The 19,611-nt window shown below is 62.6% G+C and carries 15 protein-coding genes; 6 read left to right on the top strand and 9 right to left on the bottom strand.

The window, feature by feature from the left end; translation table 11 throughout:
- The first annotated feature begins 116 nt into the window (after positions 1–116).
- The 5 genes from aroB (at position 117) to hemE (ending at position 10,369) form a co-directional block, all read left to right on the top strand.
- Positions 117–1,217, top strand: a complete 1,101-nt coding sequence (aroB, locus tag HBO11_RS21485) for a 3-dehydroquinate synthase (RefSeq protein ID WP_169952378.1) — start codon at positions 117–119, stop codon at positions 1,215–1,217.
- 10 nt (positions 1,218–1,227) lie between these two features.
- A complete protein-coding gene (locus HBO11_RS21480) occupies positions 1,228–2,802 on the top strand; it encodes an AAA family ATPase (RefSeq protein ID WP_169952376.1) in 1,575 nt (524 codons plus the stop codon).
- A 349-nt stretch (positions 2,803–3,151) separates the two neighbouring features.
- Positions 3,152–7,597, top strand: coding sequence for a glutamate synthase large subunit (gltB, locus tag HBO11_RS21475; protein ID WP_169952374.1), 4,446 nt, complete (start codon positions 3,152–3,154; stop codon positions 7,595–7,597).
- Between the two features lie 32 nt (positions 7,598–7,629).
- Positions 7,630–9,048, top strand: a complete 1,419-nt coding sequence (locus HBO11_RS21470; protein WP_010213750.1) for an FAD-dependent oxidoreductase — start codon at positions 7,630–7,632, stop codon at positions 9,046–9,048.
- Between the two features lie 253 nt (positions 9,049–9,301).
- Positions 9,302–10,369: a uroporphyrinogen decarboxylase gene (hemE, locus tag HBO11_RS21465; RefSeq protein ID WP_169952372.1), complete on the top strand. Its 1,068-nt coding sequence runs from the start codon at positions 9,302–9,304 to the stop codon at positions 10,367–10,369.
- A 133-nt stretch (positions 10,370–10,502) separates the two neighbouring features.
- Here hemE and HBO11_RS21460 read toward each other — a convergent pair whose 3' ends face one another.
- Positions 10,503–11,768: an MFS transporter gene (locus tag HBO11_RS21460; RefSeq protein WP_169952370.1), complete on the bottom strand. Its 1,266-nt coding sequence runs from the start codon at positions 11,766–11,768 to the stop codon at positions 10,503–10,505.
- Between the two features lie 124 nt (positions 11,769–11,892).
- On the opposite strand from HBO11_RS21460, the gene HBO11_RS21455 reads away from it, so the two are divergent.
- Positions 11,893–12,786, top strand: a complete 894-nt coding sequence (locus HBO11_RS21455) for a LysR family transcriptional regulator (protein WP_169952367.1) — start codon at positions 11,893–11,895, stop codon at positions 12,784–12,786.
- A gap of 268 nt (positions 12,787–13,054) precedes the next feature.
- Here the strand turns inward: HBO11_RS21455 and HBO11_RS21450 are convergent, their stop codons facing one another.
- From HBO11_RS21450 to HBO11_RS21415, 8 genes are read right to left on the bottom strand one after another with little or no spacing between them, the layout of a single operon-like run.
- Positions 13,055–13,504 (bottom strand): hypothetical protein, encoded by a 450-nt coding sequence (locus HBO11_RS21450; RefSeq protein ID WP_169952365.1) that lies wholly within the window; start codon positions 13,502–13,504, stop codon positions 13,055–13,057.
- A 27-nt stretch (positions 13,505–13,531) separates the two neighbouring features.
- Positions 13,532–14,758 (bottom strand): beta-ketoacyl-ACP synthase, encoded by a 1,227-nt coding sequence (locus HBO11_RS21445; RefSeq protein WP_169952363.1) that lies wholly within the window; start codon positions 14,756–14,758, stop codon positions 13,532–13,534.
- Positions 14,758–15,486, bottom strand: a complete 729-nt coding sequence (gene fabG, locus HBO11_RS21440; RefSeq protein ID WP_169952361.1) for a 3-oxoacyl-ACP reductase FabG — start codon at positions 15,484–15,486, stop codon at positions 14,758–14,760. Before fabG ends, HBO11_RS21445 begins: the two co-directional genes overlap by 1 nt.
- A complete protein-coding gene (locus HBO11_RS21435; protein ID WP_169952359.1) occupies positions 15,479–15,943 on the bottom strand; it encodes a hotdog family protein in 465 nt (154 codons plus the stop codon). The genes fabG and HBO11_RS21435 overlap by 8 nt, the downstream gene beginning before the upstream one ends.
- Positions 15,940–17,106, bottom strand: a complete 1,167-nt coding sequence (locus HBO11_RS21430) for a beta-ketoacyl-[acyl-carrier-protein] synthase family protein (protein ID WP_169952357.1) — start codon at positions 17,104–17,106, stop codon at positions 15,940–15,942. The genes HBO11_RS21435 and HBO11_RS21430 overlap by 4 nt, the downstream gene beginning before the upstream one ends.
- Positions 17,103–17,585: a DUF3261 domain-containing protein gene (locus tag HBO11_RS21425; protein WP_169952355.1), complete on the bottom strand. Its 483-nt coding sequence runs from the start codon at positions 17,583–17,585 to the stop codon at positions 17,103–17,105. The genes HBO11_RS21430 and HBO11_RS21425 overlap by 4 nt, the downstream gene beginning before the upstream one ends.
- Positions 17,582–18,331 (bottom strand): class I SAM-dependent methyltransferase, encoded by a 750-nt coding sequence (locus HBO11_RS21420; RefSeq protein ID WP_187699227.1) that lies wholly within the window; start codon positions 18,329–18,331, stop codon positions 17,582–17,584. Before HBO11_RS21420 ends, HBO11_RS21425 begins: the two co-directional genes overlap by 4 nt.
- Positions 18,328–19,575, bottom strand: coding sequence for an NAD(P)/FAD-dependent oxidoreductase (locus tag HBO11_RS21415; RefSeq protein WP_346266879.1), 1,248 nt, complete (start codon positions 19,573–19,575; stop codon positions 18,328–18,330). Before HBO11_RS21415 ends, HBO11_RS21420 begins: the two co-directional genes overlap by 4 nt.
- Positions 19,576–19,611: the final 36 nt, after the last annotated feature.

Here is a 19,611-nt window from a genome sequence, read left to right as displayed (position 1 = left end):
CGCGTTGCAACCGTCCGAGGTGTGGCGTAGAGCCATCAGGCAGCGTCCGATCTCGACGGTGCCGACAACGTTAATAAAGGGCAGGACGCCTGCTTCCATCTTCAGCGCGGGGACACATGCAGACACTTAAGGTCGATCTTGGCGAGCGTAGCTACCCGATCCATATTGGCGAAGGCTTGTTGGACCAGCCCGAGTTGCTCGCGCCGCATATTGCCGGGCGACAAGTGGCGATCATCTCCAACCAGACCGTCGCGCCGCTCTACCTTGAGCGTCTGAGTCGCAGTCTTGCGGCGTATTCGGTGATCTCGGTGATTCTGCCCGACGGCGAAGCCTTCAAGAACTGGGAAACCCTGCAATTGATCTTTGACGGGCTGCTCACCGCGCGTCATGACCGGCGTACCACGGTGGTGGCCCTTGGCGGCGGCGTGATCGGCGACATGGCCGGTTTTGCCGCGGCCTGTTACCAGCGTGGCGTGGACTTTATCCAGGTGCCGACCACCCTGCTGTCCCAGGTCGATTCGTCGGTGGGCGGCAAGACCGGGATCAACCATCCCCTGGGCAAGAACATGGTCGGCGCGTTCTACCAGCCCAATGCCGTGCTGATCGACACCGCCACCCTCAATACCCTGCCGCCCCGCGAGCTGTCGGCGGGCCTGGCGGAAGTCATCAAGTACGGGTTGATCTGCGATGAGCCTTTCCTGACCTGGCTTGAAGATCACGTCGATGCCTTGCGCAACCTGGACCAGGTGGCGCTGACCGAGGCTATCTCCCGCTCCTGTGCGGCCAAGGCGCTGGTGGTCAATGCCGACGAGCGTGAGTCTGGCGTGCGCGCCACCCTGAACCTGGGCCACACCTTCGGCCATGCGATTGAAACCCACATGGGCTATGGTGTCTGGCTGCATGGTGAGGCCGTGGCGGCTGGCACAGTGATGGCGTTGGAGATGTCGCAACGCCTGGGCTGGATCAGTGTCCAAGAGCGTGATCGTGGTATCCGCCTGTTCCAGCGCGCCGGGTTGCCGGTCATTCCTCCCGAGGAGATGACTGAAGCCGATTTCCTTGAACATATGGCGATAGACAAGAAAGTGATCGATGGTCGTTTGCGTCTGGTGCTGTTGCGCCGAATGGGCGAAGCGGTAGTGACCGACGATTATCCGAAAGAGATTCTACAGGCCACGCTGGGAGCGGATTACCGCGCCCTGGCCCAGCTGAAAGGTTAACCAGATCCCGATGACTAGTTTGCATGCCGACGAGGCTTTCCTCGGCCATTACCAGTTGAGCCATGACCCTTTTGCGCCACGGGTCCCCGGTTTCAAGTTTTTCCCTGCACAGCGCAAGCCGGTGCTGGGGCAGTTGCACCACCTGGCGCGCTACAGCCAGTTGCTGTTGGTGGTCACTGGCCCCTTGGGCAGCGGCAAGACCCTACTGCGCCAGGCCCTGGTGGCCAGCACCAACAAGCAATCGGTGCAAAGCGTGGTGGTTTCCGCCCGTGGCGCCGGCGACGCGGCAGGTGTGTTGCGCCAGGTTGCCCAGGCGCTGGACGTGGCCAATGCCGAGCCGACTGCAATTCTCAAGCAAGTGGTGCAACTGGGCCTGACCGGCCAGGAAGTCTACCTGCTGGTGGACGATGCCGAGCAGCTCGACGAGTCCGCCCTGGAAGCGTTGCTCGCCCTGGCGGCGGGTACGCCGGAAGGGCGCCCCCATGTCTTCCTGTTCGGTGAGGCGTCGCTGATTGCCGACCTGGAGCAGCTCAGTGGCGAGCAAGAGCTGTTTCACGTCATCGAATTGCAGCCCTACGAAGAAGAAGAAACCCGCGAGTACCTGGCCCAGCGCCTTGAAGGTGCCGGCCAGGGCATCGAACTTTTCTCTGCCCAGCAGATCTCTGATATTCACGAAAGCTCCGACGGCTGGCCTGGCACCATCAACCAGGTGGCCCGGGATGCGATGATCGAAGCAATGATTGCCAGCCGCTCTGCGGTTAAGCGTCCAAAGATGGGGTTCACCATGCCGAAGAAACACGTACTGGCGATTTCCGCTGTTGTCGTGGTTGCCGTTGCCGCCGCCTGGCTGATTCCCGGCCGTAGCAAGGCCCCGACTGCTCCAGGTGCACCGACCGAGCAGGCGCAACTGCCACTGGGCAAGCCCACTACCAATGGCGCACCAGCCGTTGAGTTTGCCGGCTCTGGCCAGCCTACCAACCTGCCGATGGTCGGCCAGCCGGTCATGCGTGGCCCGTTGGCAGAAGAGGCCGGTGCCATTTCCGAAGGCGACGACGGCGTGCCGGTAGAAGGCTCCAGCGCCACGCCACCGACCGTCACCACCGTGGCTCCGCCGCCTGGCGCGACAGCCAGCCCGGCACCGGTGCCTGCGGCCAAGCCGACGCCTGCGCCGACCCAGGTTGCCACCGCCAAGCCAACCCCGGCACCCGTGGTCAAGCCGACGCCAGCCCCGGCGGCCAAGCCTGCACCCGTCGCCAAGCCTGCTGAAAAACCGGTGACCGTGGCCAAGGCCGCTGCCGGCAGCGGCTGGTACGGCAGCCAACCGGCGAAGAACTACGTGGTGCAGATCCTCGGCACCAGCTCCGAAGCCAACGCCCAGGCGTTCGTCAAAGAGCAGGGCGGCGAGTACCGTTATTTCAAGAAAGTGCTCAACGGCAAGCCTCTCTACGTGATCACCTACGGCAGTTTCCCGAGCCGCGCGGCAGCCGATTCCGCGATCAAGGCCTTGCCAGCGAAGGTTCAGGCTGGTAAACCTTGGCCTCGCACTGTTGCCAGCGTTCAACAAGAACTCGCAACAACTCGCTGAAGTCCGGCGACCTTACCCAGGTCGCCCTCCCAGCACCTCAAAAAAAACAACAAAGCGTGCAGCCCTGAAGGCCGCGCGCTTTGTGGTGTCTGCCTCACAGTAGCTTTTGAGTAGTAGCAGTCAGAATTAAAAAAGTTTTGACTAGCACAGCATATCGCTTTAAACCTTTCATAAATGCGACATAGATTTGCGACAGTTCGTCGCCAAATTTGTGGGCGTCTGTGTCGGTGTGTACAATGACCTCCCTTTTGCCCCCGCTAAGCCGGCGTACGTTCGGCGTGGAAGGTAACCGGTTGAATTGAAAAGAAATTTGCCTCGAAATAAGAGGCAGCCTGGTGAGAAAGTGTCTATGAAAGCAGGTCTGTACCAACCCGATGAATTCAAGGATAACTGTGGTTTCGGCCTGATAGCCCATATGCAGGGCGAACCCAGTCATACCCTTCTGCAAACGGCCATCGAGGCCCTGACCTGCATGACCCACCGCGGTGGGATCAACGCCGACGGCAAGACCGGTGACGGTTGTGGCTTGCTGATTCAAAAGCCCGACCTGTTCCTGCGCGCTGTCGCCAAGGAAACCTTCGGCGCCGATTTGCCCAAGCAATACGCGGTGGGCATGGTGTTCTTCAATCAGGACCCGGTCAAAGCCCAGGCCGCTCGCGAGAACATGAACCGCGAGATCCTCGCCGCCGGCCTGCAACTCGTCGGCTGGCGCAAAGTGCCGATCGACACCAGCGTGCTCGGCCGCCTGGCCCATGAGCGCCTGCCGCAGATCGAACAAGTGTTTATCGCAGGCGACGGCCTGAGCGACCAGGACATGGCGATCAAGCTGTTCACCTCGCGTCGCCGCTCGTCCGTGGCCAACGCCCTGGACACCGACCACTACATCTGCAGCTTTTCCCACAAGACCATCATTTATAAAGGCCTGATGATGCCGGCGGATTTGACCGCCTTCTATCCGGACCTGAGCGATGAGCGCCTGCAAACCGCGATCTGCGTGTTCCACCAGCGCTTCTCCACCAACACCCTGCCGAAATGGCCGCTGGCCCAGCCATTCCGTTTTCTCGCCCACAACGGCGAGATCAACACCATCACCGGCAACCGCAACTGGGCCGTGGCCCGTCGCACCAAGTTCGCCAACGACCTGATGGACCTCGAAGAGCTCGGCCCGCTGGTCAACCGCGTGGGTTCCGACTCCTCGAGCATGGACAACATGCTGGAACTGATGGTCACCGGCGGCATCGACCTGTTCCGTGGCGTGCGCATGATCATTCCGCCAGCGTGGCAGAACGTCGAGACCATGGACCCCGATCTGCGGGCGTTCTATGAGTACAACTCGATGCACATGGAACCGTGGGACGGCCCGGCCGGCGTGGTCATGACCGATGGTCGCTACGCGGTGTGCCTGCTCGACCGTAACGGCCTGCGCCCGGCGCGTTGGGTGACCACCACCAACGGCTTCATCACCCTGGCGTCGGAAGTCGGCGTGTGGAACTACCAGCCGCAGGACGTGATTGCCAAAGGCCGCGTCGGCCCTGGCCAGATCCTTGCCGTGGACACCGAAACCGGGCAGATCCTCGACACCGATGCCATCGATAACCGCTTGAAGTCGCGTCACCCGTACAAGCAATGGCTGCGCAAGAACGCCCTGCGCATCCAGGCGACCATGGAAGACAACGACCACGGTTCGGCTTTCTATGACGTCGACCAGCTCAAGCAGTACATGAAGATGTACCAGGTCACGTTCGAGGAGCGCGACCAGGTGCTGCGCCCACTCGGCGAGCAAGGCTACGAGGCCGTCGGCTCCATGGGCGATGACACGCCGATGGCCGTGCTGTCCCAGCGCGTGCGCACGCCGTACGACTATTTCCGCCAGCAGTTCGCCCAGGTGACCAACCCACCGATCGACCCGCTGCGTGAAGCCATCGTCATGTCCCTGGAAGTGTGCCTCGGTGCCGAGCGCAACATCTTCCAGGAATCGCCAGAGCACGCTTCGCGCGTGATCCTCAGCTCGCCGGTGATTTCCCCGGCCAAGTGGCGCTCGTTGATGACCCTGGAGCGTCCAGGCTTCGAGCGGCAGATCATCGACCTGAACTACGACGAGAGCCTCGGCCTGGAAGCTGCTGTGCGCAACGTCGCCGATCAGGCTGAAGAAGCCGTGCGCGCCGGTCGTACCCAGATCGTGCTGACCGACCGCCATATCGCCCCGGGCAAGCTGCCGATCCACGCTTCGCTGGCCACCGGCGCGGTCCACCACCGCCTGACCGAAAAAGGCCTGCGCTGCGACTCCAACATCCTCGTCGAAACCGCCACCGCCCGCGACCCGCACCACTTTGCGGTGCTGATCGGCTTTGGCGCCTCGGCGGTGTATCCGTTCCTGGCCTACGAAGTGCTGGGCGACCTGATCCGCACCGGCGAAGTGCTGGGCGACCTGTACGAAGTGTTCAAGAACTACCGCAAAGGCATCACCAAGGGCCTGTTGAAGATCCTGTCGAAGATGGGCATCTCCACCGTCACCTCGTACCGTGGTGCGCAGTTGTTCGAGGCTATCGGCCTGTCGGAAGAAGTCTGCGAGCTGAGCTTCCGTGGTGTGCCAAGCCGCATCAAGGGCGCGCGTTTCGTCGATATCGAAGCCGAACAGAAAGCCCTGGCTTTGGAGGCCTGGAGCGCGCGCAAGCCGATCCAGCAAGGTGGCCTGCTCAAGTTCGTGCACGGTGGCGAATACCACGCCTACAACCCGGATGTGGTCAGCACCCTGCAAGCCGCTGTGCAGCAGGGCGACTACGCCAAGTTCAAGGAATACACCGCGCTGGTGGATAACCGCCCGGTGTCGATGATCCGCGACCTGTTCCAGGTGAAAACCCTGGACACGCCGTTGGCTATTAGCGAAATCGAACCGCTGGAGTCGATCCTCAAACGCTTCGACTCCGCCGGTATCTCCCTGGGCGCCTTGTCGCCCGAGGCCCACGAAGCCCTGGCCGAAGCCATGAACCGCCTGGGTGCGCGCTCCAACTCCGGCGAAGGCGGCGAAGATCCGGCGCGCTACGGCACCATCAAGAGCTCGAAAATCAAGCAGGTGGCCACTGGCCGTTTCGGCGTAACCCCGGAATACCTGGTCAACGCCGAAGTACTGCAGATCAAAGTCGCCCAGGGCGCCAAGCCCGGTGAAGGCGGCCAGTTGCCAGGCGGCAAGGTCAACGGACTGATCGCCAAGCTGCGTTATGCCGTGCCGGGCGTGACCCTGATCTCGCCACCGCCGCACCACGACATCTACTCGATTGAAGACTTGTCGCAGCTGATTTTCGACCTCAAGCAAGTCAACCCGCAGGCCCTGGTCTCGGTGAAACTGGTTGCTGAAGCCGGCGTCGGCACCATCGCCGCTGGCGTGGCCAAGGCCTATGCCGACCTGATCACCATCTCCGGCTACGACGGCGGCACCGGCGCTTCGCCGCTGACCTCGATCAAGTACGCCGGCGCACCGTGGGAGCTGGGCCTGGCCGAGACCCACCAGACCCTGCGCGGCAACGACCTGCGCGGCAAGGTCCGGGTGCAGACCGACGGCGGCCTGAAAACCGGCCTCGACGTGATCAAGGCCGCGATCCTCGGCGCCGAAAGCTTCGGCTTCGGCACCGCGCCGATGATTGCCCTGGGCTGCAAATACCTGCGCATCTGCCACCTGAACAACTGCGCCACCGGCGTGGCCACGCAGAACGAGAAGCTGCGCAAGGATCACTACATCGGCACCGTCGACATGGTGGTGAATTTCTTCACCTACGTCGCCGAAGAAACCCGTGAGTGGCTGGCCAAGCTGGGCGTGCGCTCCCTGCAAGAGCTGATCGGGCGTACCGATCTGCTGGACATCCTCCAGGGCCAGACCGCCAAGCAGCACCATCTGGACCTGACGCCGCTGTTGGGCAGCGATCACATCCCGGCAGACAAGCCACAATTCTGCCAGGTCGACCGCAACCCACCGTTCGACAAAGGCCTGTTGGCCGAGAAAATGGTCGACATGGCCGGCTCCTCGATCAACGACGCCAGCGGTGGCGAATTCACCCTGGATATCTGCAACTGCGACCGCTCCATCGGCGCGCGGATCTCCGGCGAAATCGCGCGCAAGCACGGCAACCAGGGCATGGCCAAGGCGCCGATCACCTTCCGCTTCAAGGGCACCGCGGGCCAGAGCTTTGGCGTGTGGAACGCCGGCGGCCTGCACATGTACCTTGAAGGCGACGCCAACGACTACGTGGGCAAGGGCATGACCGGCGGCAAGCTGGTGATCGTCCCGCCCGTGGGTAGCATCTACAAGACCCAGGACAGTGCCATCATCGGCAACACCTGCTTGTACGGCGCCACCGGTGGCAAGCTGTTCGCCGCAGGGACCGCCGGTGAGCGTTTCGCCGTGCGTAACTCCGGTGCCCACACCGTGGTCGAAGGCACTGGCGATCACTGCTGCGAGTACATGACCGGTGGTTTTGTCTGCGTGTTGGGCAAGACCGGTTACAACTTTGGTTCGGGGATGACTGGCGGTTTCGCCTACGTGCTGGACCAGGACAACACCTTCGTCGACAAGGTCAACCACGAGTTGGTCGAGATCCAGCGGATCAGCGGCGAAGCCATGGAGTCCTACCGGAACCACTTGCAGCACGTGCTGGACGAGTACGTCGAGGAAACCGGCAGCGAATGGGGCCGTAACCTCGCCGAGAACCTCGATGATTACCTGCGTCGTTTCTGGCTGGTCAAGCCCAAGGCTGCCAACTTGAAATCGTTGCTTTCCAGCATCCGTGCCAACCCGCAGTGATATGCGCCTGAAGAGTTTGATGAGGTTTTAACATGGCTGAACGTCTGAATAACGACTTCCAGTTCATCGATGTCGGGCGCAAAGATCCGAAGAAGAAACTGTTGCGTCAACGCAAGAAAGAGTTCGTGGAAATCTACGAGCCCTTCAAACCCCAGCACTCGGCCGACCAGGCCCACCGCTGCCTGGGGTGCGGTAACCCGTATTGCGAATGGAAGTGCCCGGTGCACAACTTCATTCCCAACTGGCTCAAGCTGGTGGCCGAGGGCAACATCCTCGCCGCCGCCGAACTGTCGCACCAGACCAACACCCTGCCGGAAGTCTGCGGCAGGGTTTGTCCCCAGGACCGTCTGTGCGAGGGTGCGTGCACCCTCAACGACGGTTTCGGCGCGGTGACCATCGGCTCGGTGGAGAAGTACATCACCGACACCGCATTCGCCATGGGCTGGCGCCCGGACATGTCCAAGGTCAAGCCCACCGGCAAGCGCGTGGCGATTATCGGCGCGGGCCCGGCGGGCCTGGGTTGTGCCGACGTGCTGGTACGTGGTGGCGTGACCCCGGTGGTATTCGACAAGAACCCGGAAATCGGCGGTCTGCTGACCTTCGGCATCCCCGAGTTCAAGCTGGAAAAGACCGTGTTGAGCAATCGCCGCGAAGTCTTCACCGGCATGGGCATCGAGTTCCGCCTGAACACCGAGATCGGCAAAGACGTGACCATGGAGCAACTGCTCGAAGAATACGATGCGGTATTCATGGGCATGGGCACCTACACCTACATGAAGGGCGGCTTTGCCGGTGAGGACTTGCCGGGCGTGTACGACGCGCTCGACTTCCTGATCGCCAACGTCAACCGCAACCTGGGCTTTGAAAAGTCGCCGGAAGATTTCGTCGACATGAAAGGCAAGAAGGTCGTGGTGCTCGGCGGTGGTGACACCGCGATGGACTGCAACCGCACCTCGATTCGCCAGGGTGCCAAGTCGGTGACCTGTGCCTATCGCCGCGACGAAGCCAACATGCCCGGCTCGCGCAAAGAGGTGAAGAACGCCAAGGAAGAAGGCGTGAAGTTCCTCTACAACCGCCAGCCGATCGCTATCGTCGGTGAAGACCGTGTCGAAGGCGTGAAGGTGGTCGAGACCCGTCTCGGCGAACCGGACGCCCGTGGCCGCCGCAGCCCCGAGCCGATCCCGGGTTCCGAAGAGATCATCCCGGCCGACGCCGTGGTCATCGCTTTCGGCTTCCGCCCAAGCCCGGCGCCGTGGTTCGAGCAGTTCCAGATCCAGACTGACAGCCAGGGCCGCGTCGTGGCCCCGGAACAGGGCCAGTACAAGCACCAGACCAGCAACCCGAAAATCTTCGCCGGTGGCGATATGGTGCGCGGCTCTGACCTGGTGGTGACGGCGATCTTCGAAGGCCGCAACGCCGCCGAAGGCATCCTGGACTACTTGCAGGTCTGATCTGGTCCCGAGTTGAAACGGGATCAAAATGTGGGAGCTGGCTTGCCTGCGATGCAGGCAACTCGGTCTGTCAGCCAGACCCAGTTGATGCCATCGCAGGCAAGCCAGCTCCTACACAAACCCCATTGCCTATTGAGGTTTGTGCTGCCAGCCATTGCGACAAATTGACCCGATAGACAAAAGGCTGACCTGTAACCGTGCCTTTTGCGTCCGGCTCTGAGAAAATGCCCGCACTTTTTTTGCGGATGCCGACATGACTGCCCTCAAGAACGACCGTTTCCTTCGTGCCCTGCTCAAGCAACCCGTAGACGTCACCCCCGTGTGGATGATGCGTCAAGCCGGTCGCTACCTGCCGGAATACCGCGCCAGCCGCGCCAACGCGGGCGATTTCATGAGCCTGTGCATGAACCCGGAGTTCGCCTGTGAAGTCACGATGCAGCCGCTGGACCGCTATCCACAGCTGGATGCGGCCATCCTCTTCTCCGATATCCTGACCATCCCCGATGCCATGGGCCAAGGCCTGTACTTTGAAACCGGCGAAGGTCCACGTTTCAAGAAAGTGATCAGCACCCTGGCCGATATCGAAGCCCTGCCGATCCCCGATCCGCACAAAGACCTCGGCTACGTGATGGACGCTGTCAGCACCATCCGCCGTGAGCTCAACGGCCGCGTACCGCTGATCGGCTTCTCCGGCAGCCCGTGGACCCTGGCCACCTACATGGTCGAAGGCGGCTCGTCGAAAGACTTTCGCAAGACCAAGGCCATGCTCTACGACAACCCACAAGCCATGCACTTGCTGCTGGACAAGCTGGCGCAGTCGGTCGTGTCCTACCTCAACGGCCAGATCATGGCCGGCGCGCAAGCGGTGCAGATCTTCGACACCTGGGGTGGCAACCTGTCGGCGGCGGCGTACCAGGAGTTCTCCCTGGCCTACATGCGCAAAATCGTCAGCGGCCTGATCCGCGAACACGAAGGCCGCAAAGTGCCGGTGATCCTGTTCACCAAGGGCGGCGGCCTGTGGTTGGAAAGCATCGCCGATGCGGGCGCCGATGCATTGGGCCTGGACTGGACCTGCGACCTGGGCGAAGCCCGTCGCCGCGTCGGCAACCAGGTGGCCCTGCAAGGCAACATGGACCCAACCGTGCTCTACGCCAAGCCGGAAGCGATCCGCACCGAAGTGGGCCGTATCCTCGCCAGCTACGGCAAGGGCAGCGGCCACGTGTTCAACCTCGGCCACGGCATCACCCCGGAAGTGAACCCGGAGCATGCGGGCGCGTTCCTGCGGGCGGTGCATGAGTTGTCGGCGCAGTATCACGAGTAAGCATCAGCTAATAAAAAACCGGCTCAGGCCGGTTTTTTATTAGCTGACGATTGTTGTAGGAGCCGGCTTGCCGGCGATGACATGCCTGAGCCCTGCGGTGATTCTTCGGGCCACATCGCTGGCAAGCCAGCTCCTACAGTTTGAGCGGTGGCAACTTTGCCAGCTTCAACGCCACCAGCAATGCCACGATCAGCAGCGCGACGATAAACCCGCCAATCCCGTTCCAGCCGGCGTAGTGCCAGAAAAACCCACCGGCCGTCCCGGCAATGCTCGACCCCGCGTAATAGCTGAACAGGTACAGCGACGAAGCCTGGCCCTTGGCTTTGACTGCGCGGCGGCCAATCCAGCTGCTGGCCACCGAGTGGGCGCCGAAGAAGCCGAAGGTGAAGATCAGCATGCCGATGATGATCAGTGCCAGCGGGCCGAACAAGGTCAGGGTGATGCCGGCGAGCATCAGCACGATGGTGGCCCACAGCACGCGGCGGCGGCCCAGGCGGTCGGCCAGCGAGCCAATCTTCGCCGAGCTGTAGATGCCCGACAGGTACACCACCGACAGCAAGCCCACCACCGCCTGGCTCAGGTCATAGGGATCGGCCAGCAAGCGGTAGCCGATGTAGTTGAACAGCGTGACAAAGGCGCCCATCAGCAAGAAGGCTTCGAGGAACAACCAGGGCAGGCCGGCATCCTTGAAGTGCATGACGAAACCATTGAGCAAATTGCGCGGCTTGAGGCTGCTGGCGCGGAAGTTGCGCGAGGGCGGCAGGATTTTCCAGAACACCGTCGCCGCAATCAGCGCCAGCGCGCCGATGACCAGCATTGCGGTATGCCAGCTGACAAAGTCGATCAACACGCCAGTGATCAGGCGCCCGCTCATGCCCCCAATCGCATTGCCGCCGATATACAGGCCCATGGCCAGGCCGATGTGCTGCGGGTGGATCTCTTCGCTGAGGTAGGTCATGGCCACGGCAGCCAGGCCACTGAGGGACAGGCCCAGCAGCGCGCGCATCCACAGGATGCCTTCCCAGGTCGGCATCAGGCCGCTGGCGATGGTGCACACGGCCGCGCAGAACAGCGAGGTGACCATCACCGGCTTGCGCCCCAGGCGGTCGGAAACTGGCCCGGTGATCAGTAGGCCAAAGGCGAGCATCGCGGTGGAGACAGAAAGGATCAGGCTGCTCCGCGCGGCATTGATGGAAAACTCGTGGGACAGCGCCGGCATCATCGGTTGTACGCAATACAGCAGGGCAAAGGTGGCAAAACCGCCGGAAAACAGCGCCAGCACTGTACGCATAAACATCGGCGTACCTTTTTCGATGTACACGTCGTTGAGCTGCGCCACCACCTCATCCAGGGCAGTGGGCGGACGTTCTTGGGCAAGTGGAGCGACAGCAGCTTTCACGCGGGACCTCGGCAAGCAAAGGCAGCCAGGACTGGCCATGCAAAAAAGAATATAGCTGGCTAATGATTCTTTCCAATATATTGTTCGACCTGTTTGATAGCTTTTACGACCTAATGAGGTTTTCATGGAATTGCGCCACTTGCGCTACTTCATCGCCGTGGCTGAAGAGCTGCATTTCGGCCGGGCCGCCCAGGTTTTGGGGATCTCCCAGCCGCCCTTGAGCCAGCAGATCCAGGCGCTGGAACAGCAGGTCGGCGCGCGGCTGTTCGAGCGCACCAATCGTCGGGTCGAGCTGAGCGAGGCTGGGCGCCTGTTCCTCGTGGAAGCCCGCCTGGTGCTGGCGCAGGTCGACAAGGCTGCGGATGTGGCGCGCCGTGCGCAGTTGGGGGAACTGGGTGAACTGAAGATTGGCTTCACCTCTTCGGCGCCGTTCAACTCCAGCATCCCACAAGCGATTTTTGCTTTTCGCCAGGCCTTCCCGGCGGTGCACCTGAACCTGCAGGAAATGAGCAGTACCGAAGTGGCGGGTGCGCTGGTGGATGAGTCGATCCAGGTCGGCTTGATGCGCCCGTTGCCGTTGCCGGACTCACTGAGTGTCGTGGAGTTGATGCGTGAGCCCCTGGTGGCGGTGCTCAGTGCCGGCCATCCGTTGGCGCAAGGCAGCGAGCGGGGCTTGCATCTGACGCAGTTGGCCGACGAACCTTTTGTGTTTTTCCCACGGGCCTATGGCAGCGGTTTGTACGCCCAGTTACTCAGTCTGGCTCGCGACGCCGGCTTCAGCCCGCACTTCGCCCAGGAGGCCGGCGAGGCCATGACCATCATCGGCCTGGTGGCGGCGGGGTTGGGGGTGTCGGTGTTGCCGGCGTCGTACCAGCGCATCCGCATCGATGGCGTGGTCTACCGCACCTTGCTCGACCCGGAGGCGGTAACGGCGGTGTGGCTGGTGCAGCGCAAGGACCAGCAGTCACCCATGGCCAAGGCGTTTGTCGAACTGCTGACGCGCAAGGCGTTGGTGTAACCGCGGTCACATATCAGGTAACGGAACCGATTTAGTGATTTGCCTTGGCGTTGCGCAGAATCGTTTCTTTTTCACTGAGTGACATGGATGACACTTCTCTATCAGCCCAAAGAAGGCAGCGTGTTGATTTGACAAAATCGCTGAACTTTCCAGTGAGCAGTTTTTGGCTGTCAAGGCGATGACAAGCCAGCCTGCTTGTGAAGAGGGCGCCGAAAGGCGCCCTTTGTCGTTTCTGGTGCTAGGTAGATGCCGGTTTTTCAGGCGCCGATCAGTTCTGCTTCGACGTCCCCGTCTCCTTGAACAACTGCGCCGCCGTGCCCGCTTCAGCTGCGCCATTGGAGCGCAGCCCGGCCATGATGTCGCGGTCGAGCATGCTCACCCAGCGGTTGTAGTTGCGATGGATCTTGCCGTCCTTGTAGCCCAGTTCCTGGCTGTCGCGGTAGGTGATGGCGTAGCTGGTGCCGGTGTAGCGGATGTCGATTTCGGCGTAGTAGCGGTTGCGCACGTTGATCTGGGCCTGGATCAGGCGTGGGTCGGCGCGTTGTACGGTCCAGTTGCGCTTGTCCAGCGCGGTGAGGATGCTCTGTTTCATTTTCGCTTCGCTGACCTGCTCGTTGGCGGCGAGTGCGTGCTGGGTGTTGAGCACCGGCTTGCTGGTACAGCCGGCAGCGGTCAGCAGGGTCAGGGCGATAAGGGTGGCGCGTAGCAACGAAGACATTGCGTTCTCTCCAATCAGATAAAAGGCTTACTGCCAGCGGCGAAAGATCAGCGACGTGTTGACGCCGCCAAAGGCAAAGTTGTTGTTCATCACGTAATCGTTGTGCATCTGGCGGAACTCGCCGCGCAGGTAATCCAGTTCGCCGCAGCGTGGGTCGACTTGATCGAGGTTGAACGTCGGCACGTATTGGTCGCGGTTCATCATCTCGATGCTGAACCACGACTCCAGCGCCCCGCAGGCGCCCAGGGTATGGCCCAGGAAACTCTTTTGCGAGCTGATGGGCATGCGGCTGCCGAACAGGCTGCTGGTGGCCAGGGTTTCGGCAATGTCGCCTTGTTCGGTGGCCGTGCCGTGGCCGTTGACATAGCCGATGGCATCCGGCGCCAGGCCGGCATCTTCCAGGGCCAGCTCCATGGCCCGGCGCATGGTGGCCTGCTCGGGGCGCGTGGTGTGCTGGCCGTCGGCGTTGCTGCCAAAACCGACGATCTCGGCATGGATATGCGCGCCACGGGCCAGGGCATGCTCCAGCTCCTCAAGCACCAGCATGCCGCCGCCCTCACCAATCACCAGGCCGTCGCGACCGCTGTCGTAGGGCCGTGGGCTGGTCTGCGGGGCGTCGTTTTTCAGGCTGGTGGCGTAGAGCGCGTCAAACACCATGGCTTCGGTGGGGCATAGCTCTTCGGCGCCGCCGGCGAGCATCAGCGGCAGGCGGCCGAACTTGATCGCTTCATAGGCGTAGCCGATGCCCTGGCTGCCGCTGGTGCACGCGCTGGACGTGGGGATCAGGCGCCCGGTGAGGCCAAAGAAGATGCTGATATTGGCCGCCGTGGTGTGCGGCATCATGCGCACATAGGAGTTGGCGTTCAGGCCCTCGGCCACCGAGTTGAGCAGCATATTGCCGAACGCCTTGATCTCATCGGTGCTGCCGGTGGATGAGCCGCAGGCCACACCCATGCGTCCATCCTTGATCGACGCATCGCCCAGCAGGCCGGCGTCGTGCAACGCCTGTTCGGCAGCCCACACCGCCAGGCGCGAAACCCGGCCCATGCTGCGCAGTTGCTTGCGGGTCCAGTGGGCCGGCACGACAAAGTCGTCAATCGGCCCGGCCAAACGGGTGTTCAGTTCGCTGAAGCGATCCCACTCGTCCATGCGCCGGATACCGCTGCGCTGGGCACGGAAGTTGGCGACGATGGTGTCCCAATCGCAGCCCAGGGAGGTCATGCCGGCCATGCCGGTGACTACCACACGTTTCATCAGCACAGGCCCCCGTTCACGGCCAGGACCTGGCGGGTGATGTAGCCGGCTTCCGCCGACATCAGGAAGTTCACCGCACTGGCGACTTCTTCGGGGGTGCCCATGCGCTGCGCGGGGATCATCTTCATCAGTTCTTCCACCGGCACGTTTTCATCGAGCATTGCCGTGTCGATCAGGCCCGGAGCCACACAGTTGACGGTGATCTTGCGCTTGCCCAGCTCAATGGCCAGGGCCTTGGCGGCGCCGATCAGGCCGGCCTTGGACGCGCTGTAATTGACCTGGCCACGATTGCCGATCAGCCCCGAGACCGAAGTAATGCACACAATGCGCCCGGCCGCGCGCCGCCGGATCATCGGCATCATCACCGGGTGCAGCACGTTATAGAAACCATCGAGATTGGTGCGCATCACCACGTCCCAGTCGTCCTCCGACAACGCCGGGAACGCGCCATCGCGGGTCAGCCCGGCATTGAGCACCACGCCGTAATAGGCACCGTGGGTTTCTACGTCGGCTTCAAGGATCTGCTTGCAGGTGGCGCGGTCCGCCACATCGAATTGCAGCACCCGCGCCTTGCGGCCCAGGGCCTCGACTTCGGCCTGTACGGCATCCGCCTCGGCACGGCCACTGCGGCAATGCAGCACCAGGTCATGGCCGGCCTGGGCCAGGCGCAGGGCGATAGCGCGGCCGATACCCCGGCTGGAGCCGGTGACCAGTACGGATTCAGTCATGACACGTGTCCTTCGATTCAGCTAAATAGTTGGCCGCCTGGGGCGGTCGAAATACGTTCAGGCGTGCGCTGGCCTGGATGCCGTCGCCGGTCAGGTGGCATTCGAACACACCCATGCCGTTGTCGTCTTCCAGGGAGCGCAGGCCGTGGATGGTCAGTTCGGCACCTAGGGGAAAGTACTCGACATTGCATTCGAACTTGCGCGTGCCCAGCAGGAAGCCCAACTCCACCGCTTCGCCGTTCTGGCGCGCGCGGCAGCCGGCATAGGCGGCCACGCTTTGCGCCATCAACTCGACGCCGACCCAGGCCGGCAGGCTGCCGTCGGGGCGATTGAACAGGCCGCCGGGCTTGACGGTGACGCGGGTGTGGATCTGTTCTTCATCGAATGCCAACACCTGGTCGATCAGGATCATGTCCCCGGCGTGGGGCAACAGTTCGGCGAGTGGCCAATGGCTCATGGGGCGTCTCCGATAATCAGGCTGACGTTGTTGCCGCCGAAGGCAAACGAGTTGCTCATCAGGCAGCGTTTTTCCAGGGTGTCGCCGACCTTGGCCCAGCGCAGGGCGGGCAACGCCGGGTCGGCTTGACCGTCCCAGATATGCGGCGCCAGTGTGCCCTCGACCAGGCTCAGCCAGCAGAACGCAGCCTCCAGTGCCCCGGCAGCGCCGAGGGTATGGCCGGTCAGCGGCTTGGTCGAGGAACAGGCCACGCCAGCCGGAAACAGGGTGGCCACGGCCAGGCTTTCCATGGCGTCGTTATGCTGGGTCGCGGTGCCGTGCAGGTTCAGGTAACCGATCTGCGCCGGTGCCAATTTTGCACTGGCCAGGGCCTTGCTCATCGCCTGCAATGCGCCCTTGCCGCTGGGCTCCGGCGCAGAAATATGGTGCGCATCGCAACTGGCGCCGCTGCCCAGCAGGGCGATGGGCGCCGGTGTTTTGCTCATCAGGAACAGCACCGCCGCCTCGCCGATATTGATGCCATTGCGGTTCAGCGAAAACGGGTTGCAGCGCTCGGAAGACACCGCCTCCAGCGAGGTGAAGCCATTGAGGGTCAGCTTGCACAGGCTATCGACCCCGCCGCACAGCACCGCATCGCACAGGCCCAGGTCCAGCAGGCGGCGTGCGCTCATCATTGCGCGGGCGCTGGAGGTGCAGGCGGTGGAAATCACATAGGCCGGGCCGCTCAGTTGCAGCCAGTCGGCGAGGAAGTTGGCCGGGGCGCCGAGCTCTTGTTGGCGGTAGTCATAGGTCTGGGGGAACTGCCCTTCGCGCAGGTAATGGGCGATGCCGCGACTGGCCTCATCGATGCCCGAGGTGCTGGTACCCAGCACCACCCCGATACGCGAGGCGCCAAAGGTGTGGATCGCCTGCCGGATCGGGCCTTCGATCTGCAAGGCGGCCTCCAGCAACAGCTGGTTGTTGCGACTGCTCTGTTGCGCCAGGTGCGGCGGCAGTGGCACCAGTTCGCCAGGCACGCTGCCCACCGGCAGTACTCGCTCGGGCACCCAGCCGCTCTCGGCGCGCATGCCCGAACAATCCCCGGCAAACAGATTGCGCCGCACTTGCTGCTGGCCACGGCCCAGGGCGCAGATGATCCCCAGGGCATTGAGATAAGCGGTCATGGGCTGCTCTCAAGCGCGGTGACGCGATAGTTCAGGTGCTGGCCCGGCATGTTCACGCTGAAGGTCAAGGGGGCGCGGTAGATCACCTGCCAGTGCGGCTTGAGTACCCGTACGCCATCGTCTTCACGGGCTTGGGGGTAGTTGCCGGGCATTTCGGCGGCCGGGGTCAGGGCAAACAGCAGCGCCGCAAACAGCTCGCGGGCCTGGGGGTTGGGTGGTAGCAGGCCATCTGCCTGCCAACTGCCGGCCACCAGCTTTTGCCGGGCCAGGGGGATGCCCAGCGGGTCCATCAGCGACCAGCGCAAGGCCTCGCCTTCGCGCTGGATCACCAACAACCAGTCCTGGCGCTGGCCGTCCTGCTCGCGCTCGATATGCAACTGCAGGGGCAACGCCAGGCTCGGTGTATGCACCGGCAGCGGCGGCTGGCTGGCGCATGCGGCCAGCAGCAACAGGCAGCCGATCAACAGCGCGCGGATCATGCTGGCGGGCCTGTGAGTGGCTTGCGTGCAACCACATTCACCAGCGTCTCTTCACGCTCGCCAAACGGCTTGGGCTGGCGCAAGCCCCAACGCTCCAGCAGGCCGAAGTCTGCCGAGCGGCTCCACCACAGGTACGGGTACGACACGTTCTGCGGGCCAAACTCGAAACCCTGCTCGCGGATCATCTCCAGGTACTCATCGGCACTTTTCTGCACATGCATCGGGTGACGGAATAGCCAGCGAATCACCCAGGTGTCGATATAGGCTTCGGTGGACTCGGCAAACAGCAGGTAGCCGCCGGGCTTGAGCACTCGATAAAACTCGGTGAGTGCCCGTTGTTGCTCCACCAGGTGGTGGAAAGTCTGGTGGCAGAACAGGATGTCGACACTTTCATCGGCCACTTTGAGGGTGGCGCAATCGCTGCCAATCAACTCGATCTCAATGCCCTGGCGCGCCGCTTCGGCACGGCTCAGGTCGAGGCTGTGCGGGTCGGCGTCAAGGCCGATCAGGCGCTTGGGAGCGAACACCTGCTGTAAATAGCTGAACGACTTGCCCTGGCCACAACCGGCATCCAGCAGCACCGGCGCCTCCGGCAACTGCGTGCTGAACAGGTTGCGCAGGTCGTTGATTGCCACGCGCAGTACGTGATGCTGCCAGGTGTGGCTGCGCAGGAACCAGAAGCCGAACTTGGTTTCTTCGACGTAGTTTTTGCTCAAGTACTCTTTAGACACAGGTGGGCTGCTCATAGGTTTTCCCCCGCACAGATTTCCGAGAGCATCCGCAAGCGGCGCTTGGGTTCGCTGACAAAGGGATTGCGCTCGTCCCAGGCATAACCGGCGAGGATCGAGCTGATCATGCGGCGGATTTCCGGCGAGCTGCCAGGGTGGTAGATCACATCCTGGAAGGTGCCGGCGTACCAGCCTTCGACGTAGCAACGGAAGGTATCGACCCCGCGTTTGAGTGGTGCGGCGAACTCGGTTTGCCAGTCCACGCTTTCGCCCTTGAGTTGGCGGTGCAGGAGACCTGCGGCCATGCTGGCCGAGCGCATGGCGATGGTCACGCCTGAAGAGAACACCGGGTCGAGGAACTCTGCGGCATTGCCCAGCAGCGCGAAGCCCGGGCCATGCAAGGTGGTGACGTTTGCCGAGTAGCCGCCGATAGTCCGCGCCGGGGTATCCCAGACCGCGTTCGCCAGCACCTTGGACAGGCTCGGGGTTTGCTCGATAAAGCCGCGCAGGCAGGCATCCAGATCCCCATCGCAACCGTCGAAATGCTCCTTGGCCGCGACCACGCCTACCGAGCAGCGGCCGTTGCTGAACGGGATGGTCCAGAACCAGATATCGCGCTGGGTCGGGTGGGTGGTGATGAGGATCTTGCTGCGGTCGAAGCCCGGATGTTCGATACGGTCCTCGACGTGGGTGAACACCGCCTGGCGCAACGGGAAGTTTGACGGCGCCTCAAGGTTCAGCAGGCGTGGCAGCACGCGGCCGTAACCGCTGGCGTCGAGCACAAAGCCGGCCTTGATGTGGTATTCGCGGCCGTTTTCGCGGCGTACATGCAGGTAGCGGTGGCCCGCGGCGAAATCCACCCCGACCAGGGTCTGGCCGTAACGGATCTCCACGCCTTGCAACGCCGCCTGATCGGCCAGCAACTTGTCGAAGTCGGCGCGCTGGACCTGGAAGGTAGTGGGCTTGCCTTCGCTGAAAGTGTCACCGAAATCGAAGGCACTGTAGCGCTCGCCCCAGGCAAACGCGGCGCCGGTTTTCAGCTGGAAGCCGGCGGCGTTGACCGCCTCGAGCATGCCGGCCTCTTCGATAAAGTCGATGCAATGGGACAACAGGCTTTCGCCGATGGAAAAACGCGGGAAGTGCTCGCGCTCGATGATCAACACATCATGCCCGTTGCGCTTGAGCAACGCGGCCGCAATGGCACCGGACGGGCCGGCCCCGATCACCACGACCTGGCGACGTTCCATTTCAACTGTGGGCACTGTGGCTCCTTGCCGGGTTGGCGATCATCACATTCA

The organism is Pseudomonas sp. WS 5010 (genome assembly GCF_012985565.1).
Lineage (GTDB): Bacteria > Pseudomonadota > Gammaproteobacteria > Pseudomonadales > Pseudomonadaceae > Aquipseudomonas.
This window is presented reverse-complemented; position numbering and strand designations above follow the sequence as displayed.

What these genes read in the sequence shown, in the direction of transcription:
- HBO11_RS21420 (WP_187699227.1), bottom strand. Translation starts at nt 18,331, where the DNA reads ATGAGCAGCCCACCTGTGTCTAAAGAGTACTTGAGCAAAAACTACGTC.
- HBO11_RS21470 (WP_010213750.1), top strand. Translation starts at nt 7,630, where the DNA reads ATGGCTGAACGTCTGAATAACGACTTCCAGTTCATCGATGTCGGGCGC.
- HBO11_RS21455 (WP_169952367.1), top strand. Translation starts at nt 11,893, where the DNA reads ATGGAATTGCGCCACTTGCGCTACTTCATCGCCGTGGCTGAAGAGCTG.
- HBO11_RS21450 (WP_169952365.1), bottom strand. Translation starts at nt 13,504, where the DNA reads ATGTCTTCGTTGCTACGCGCCACCCTTATCGCCCTGACCCTGCTGACC.
- fabG (WP_169952361.1), bottom strand. Translation starts at nt 15,486, where the DNA reads ATGACTGAATCCGTACTGGTCACCGGCTCCAGCCGGGGTATCGGCCGC.
- aroB (WP_169952378.1), top strand. Translation starts at nt 117, where the DNA reads ATGCAGACACTTAAGGTCGATCTTGGCGAGCGTAGCTACCCGATCCAT.
- HBO11_RS21445 (WP_169952363.1), bottom strand. Translation starts at nt 14,758, where the DNA reads ATGAAACGTGTGGTAGTCACCGGCATGGCCGGCATGACCTCCCTGGGC.
- hemE (WP_169952372.1), top strand. Translation starts at nt 9,302, where the DNA reads ATGACTGCCCTCAAGAACGACCGTTTCCTTCGTGCCCTGCTCAAGCAA.
- HBO11_RS21425 (WP_169952355.1), bottom strand. Translation starts at nt 17,585, where the DNA reads ATGATCCGCGCGCTGTTGATCGGCTGCCTGTTGCTGCTGGCCGCATGC.
- HBO11_RS21430 (WP_169952357.1), bottom strand. Translation starts at nt 17,106, where the DNA reads ATGACCGCTTATCTCAATGCCCTGGGGATCATCTGCGCCCTGGGCCGT.
- HBO11_RS21435 (WP_169952359.1), bottom strand. Translation starts at nt 15,943, where the DNA reads ATGAGCCATTGGCCACTCGCCGAACTGTTGCCCCACGCCGGGGACATG.
- gltB (WP_169952374.1), top strand. Translation starts at nt 3,152, where the DNA reads ATGAAAGCAGGTCTGTACCAACCCGATGAATTCAAGGATAACTGTGGT.
- HBO11_RS21480 (WP_169952376.1), top strand. Translation starts at nt 1,228, where the DNA reads ATGACTAGTTTGCATGCCGACGAGGCTTTCCTCGGCCATTACCAGTTG.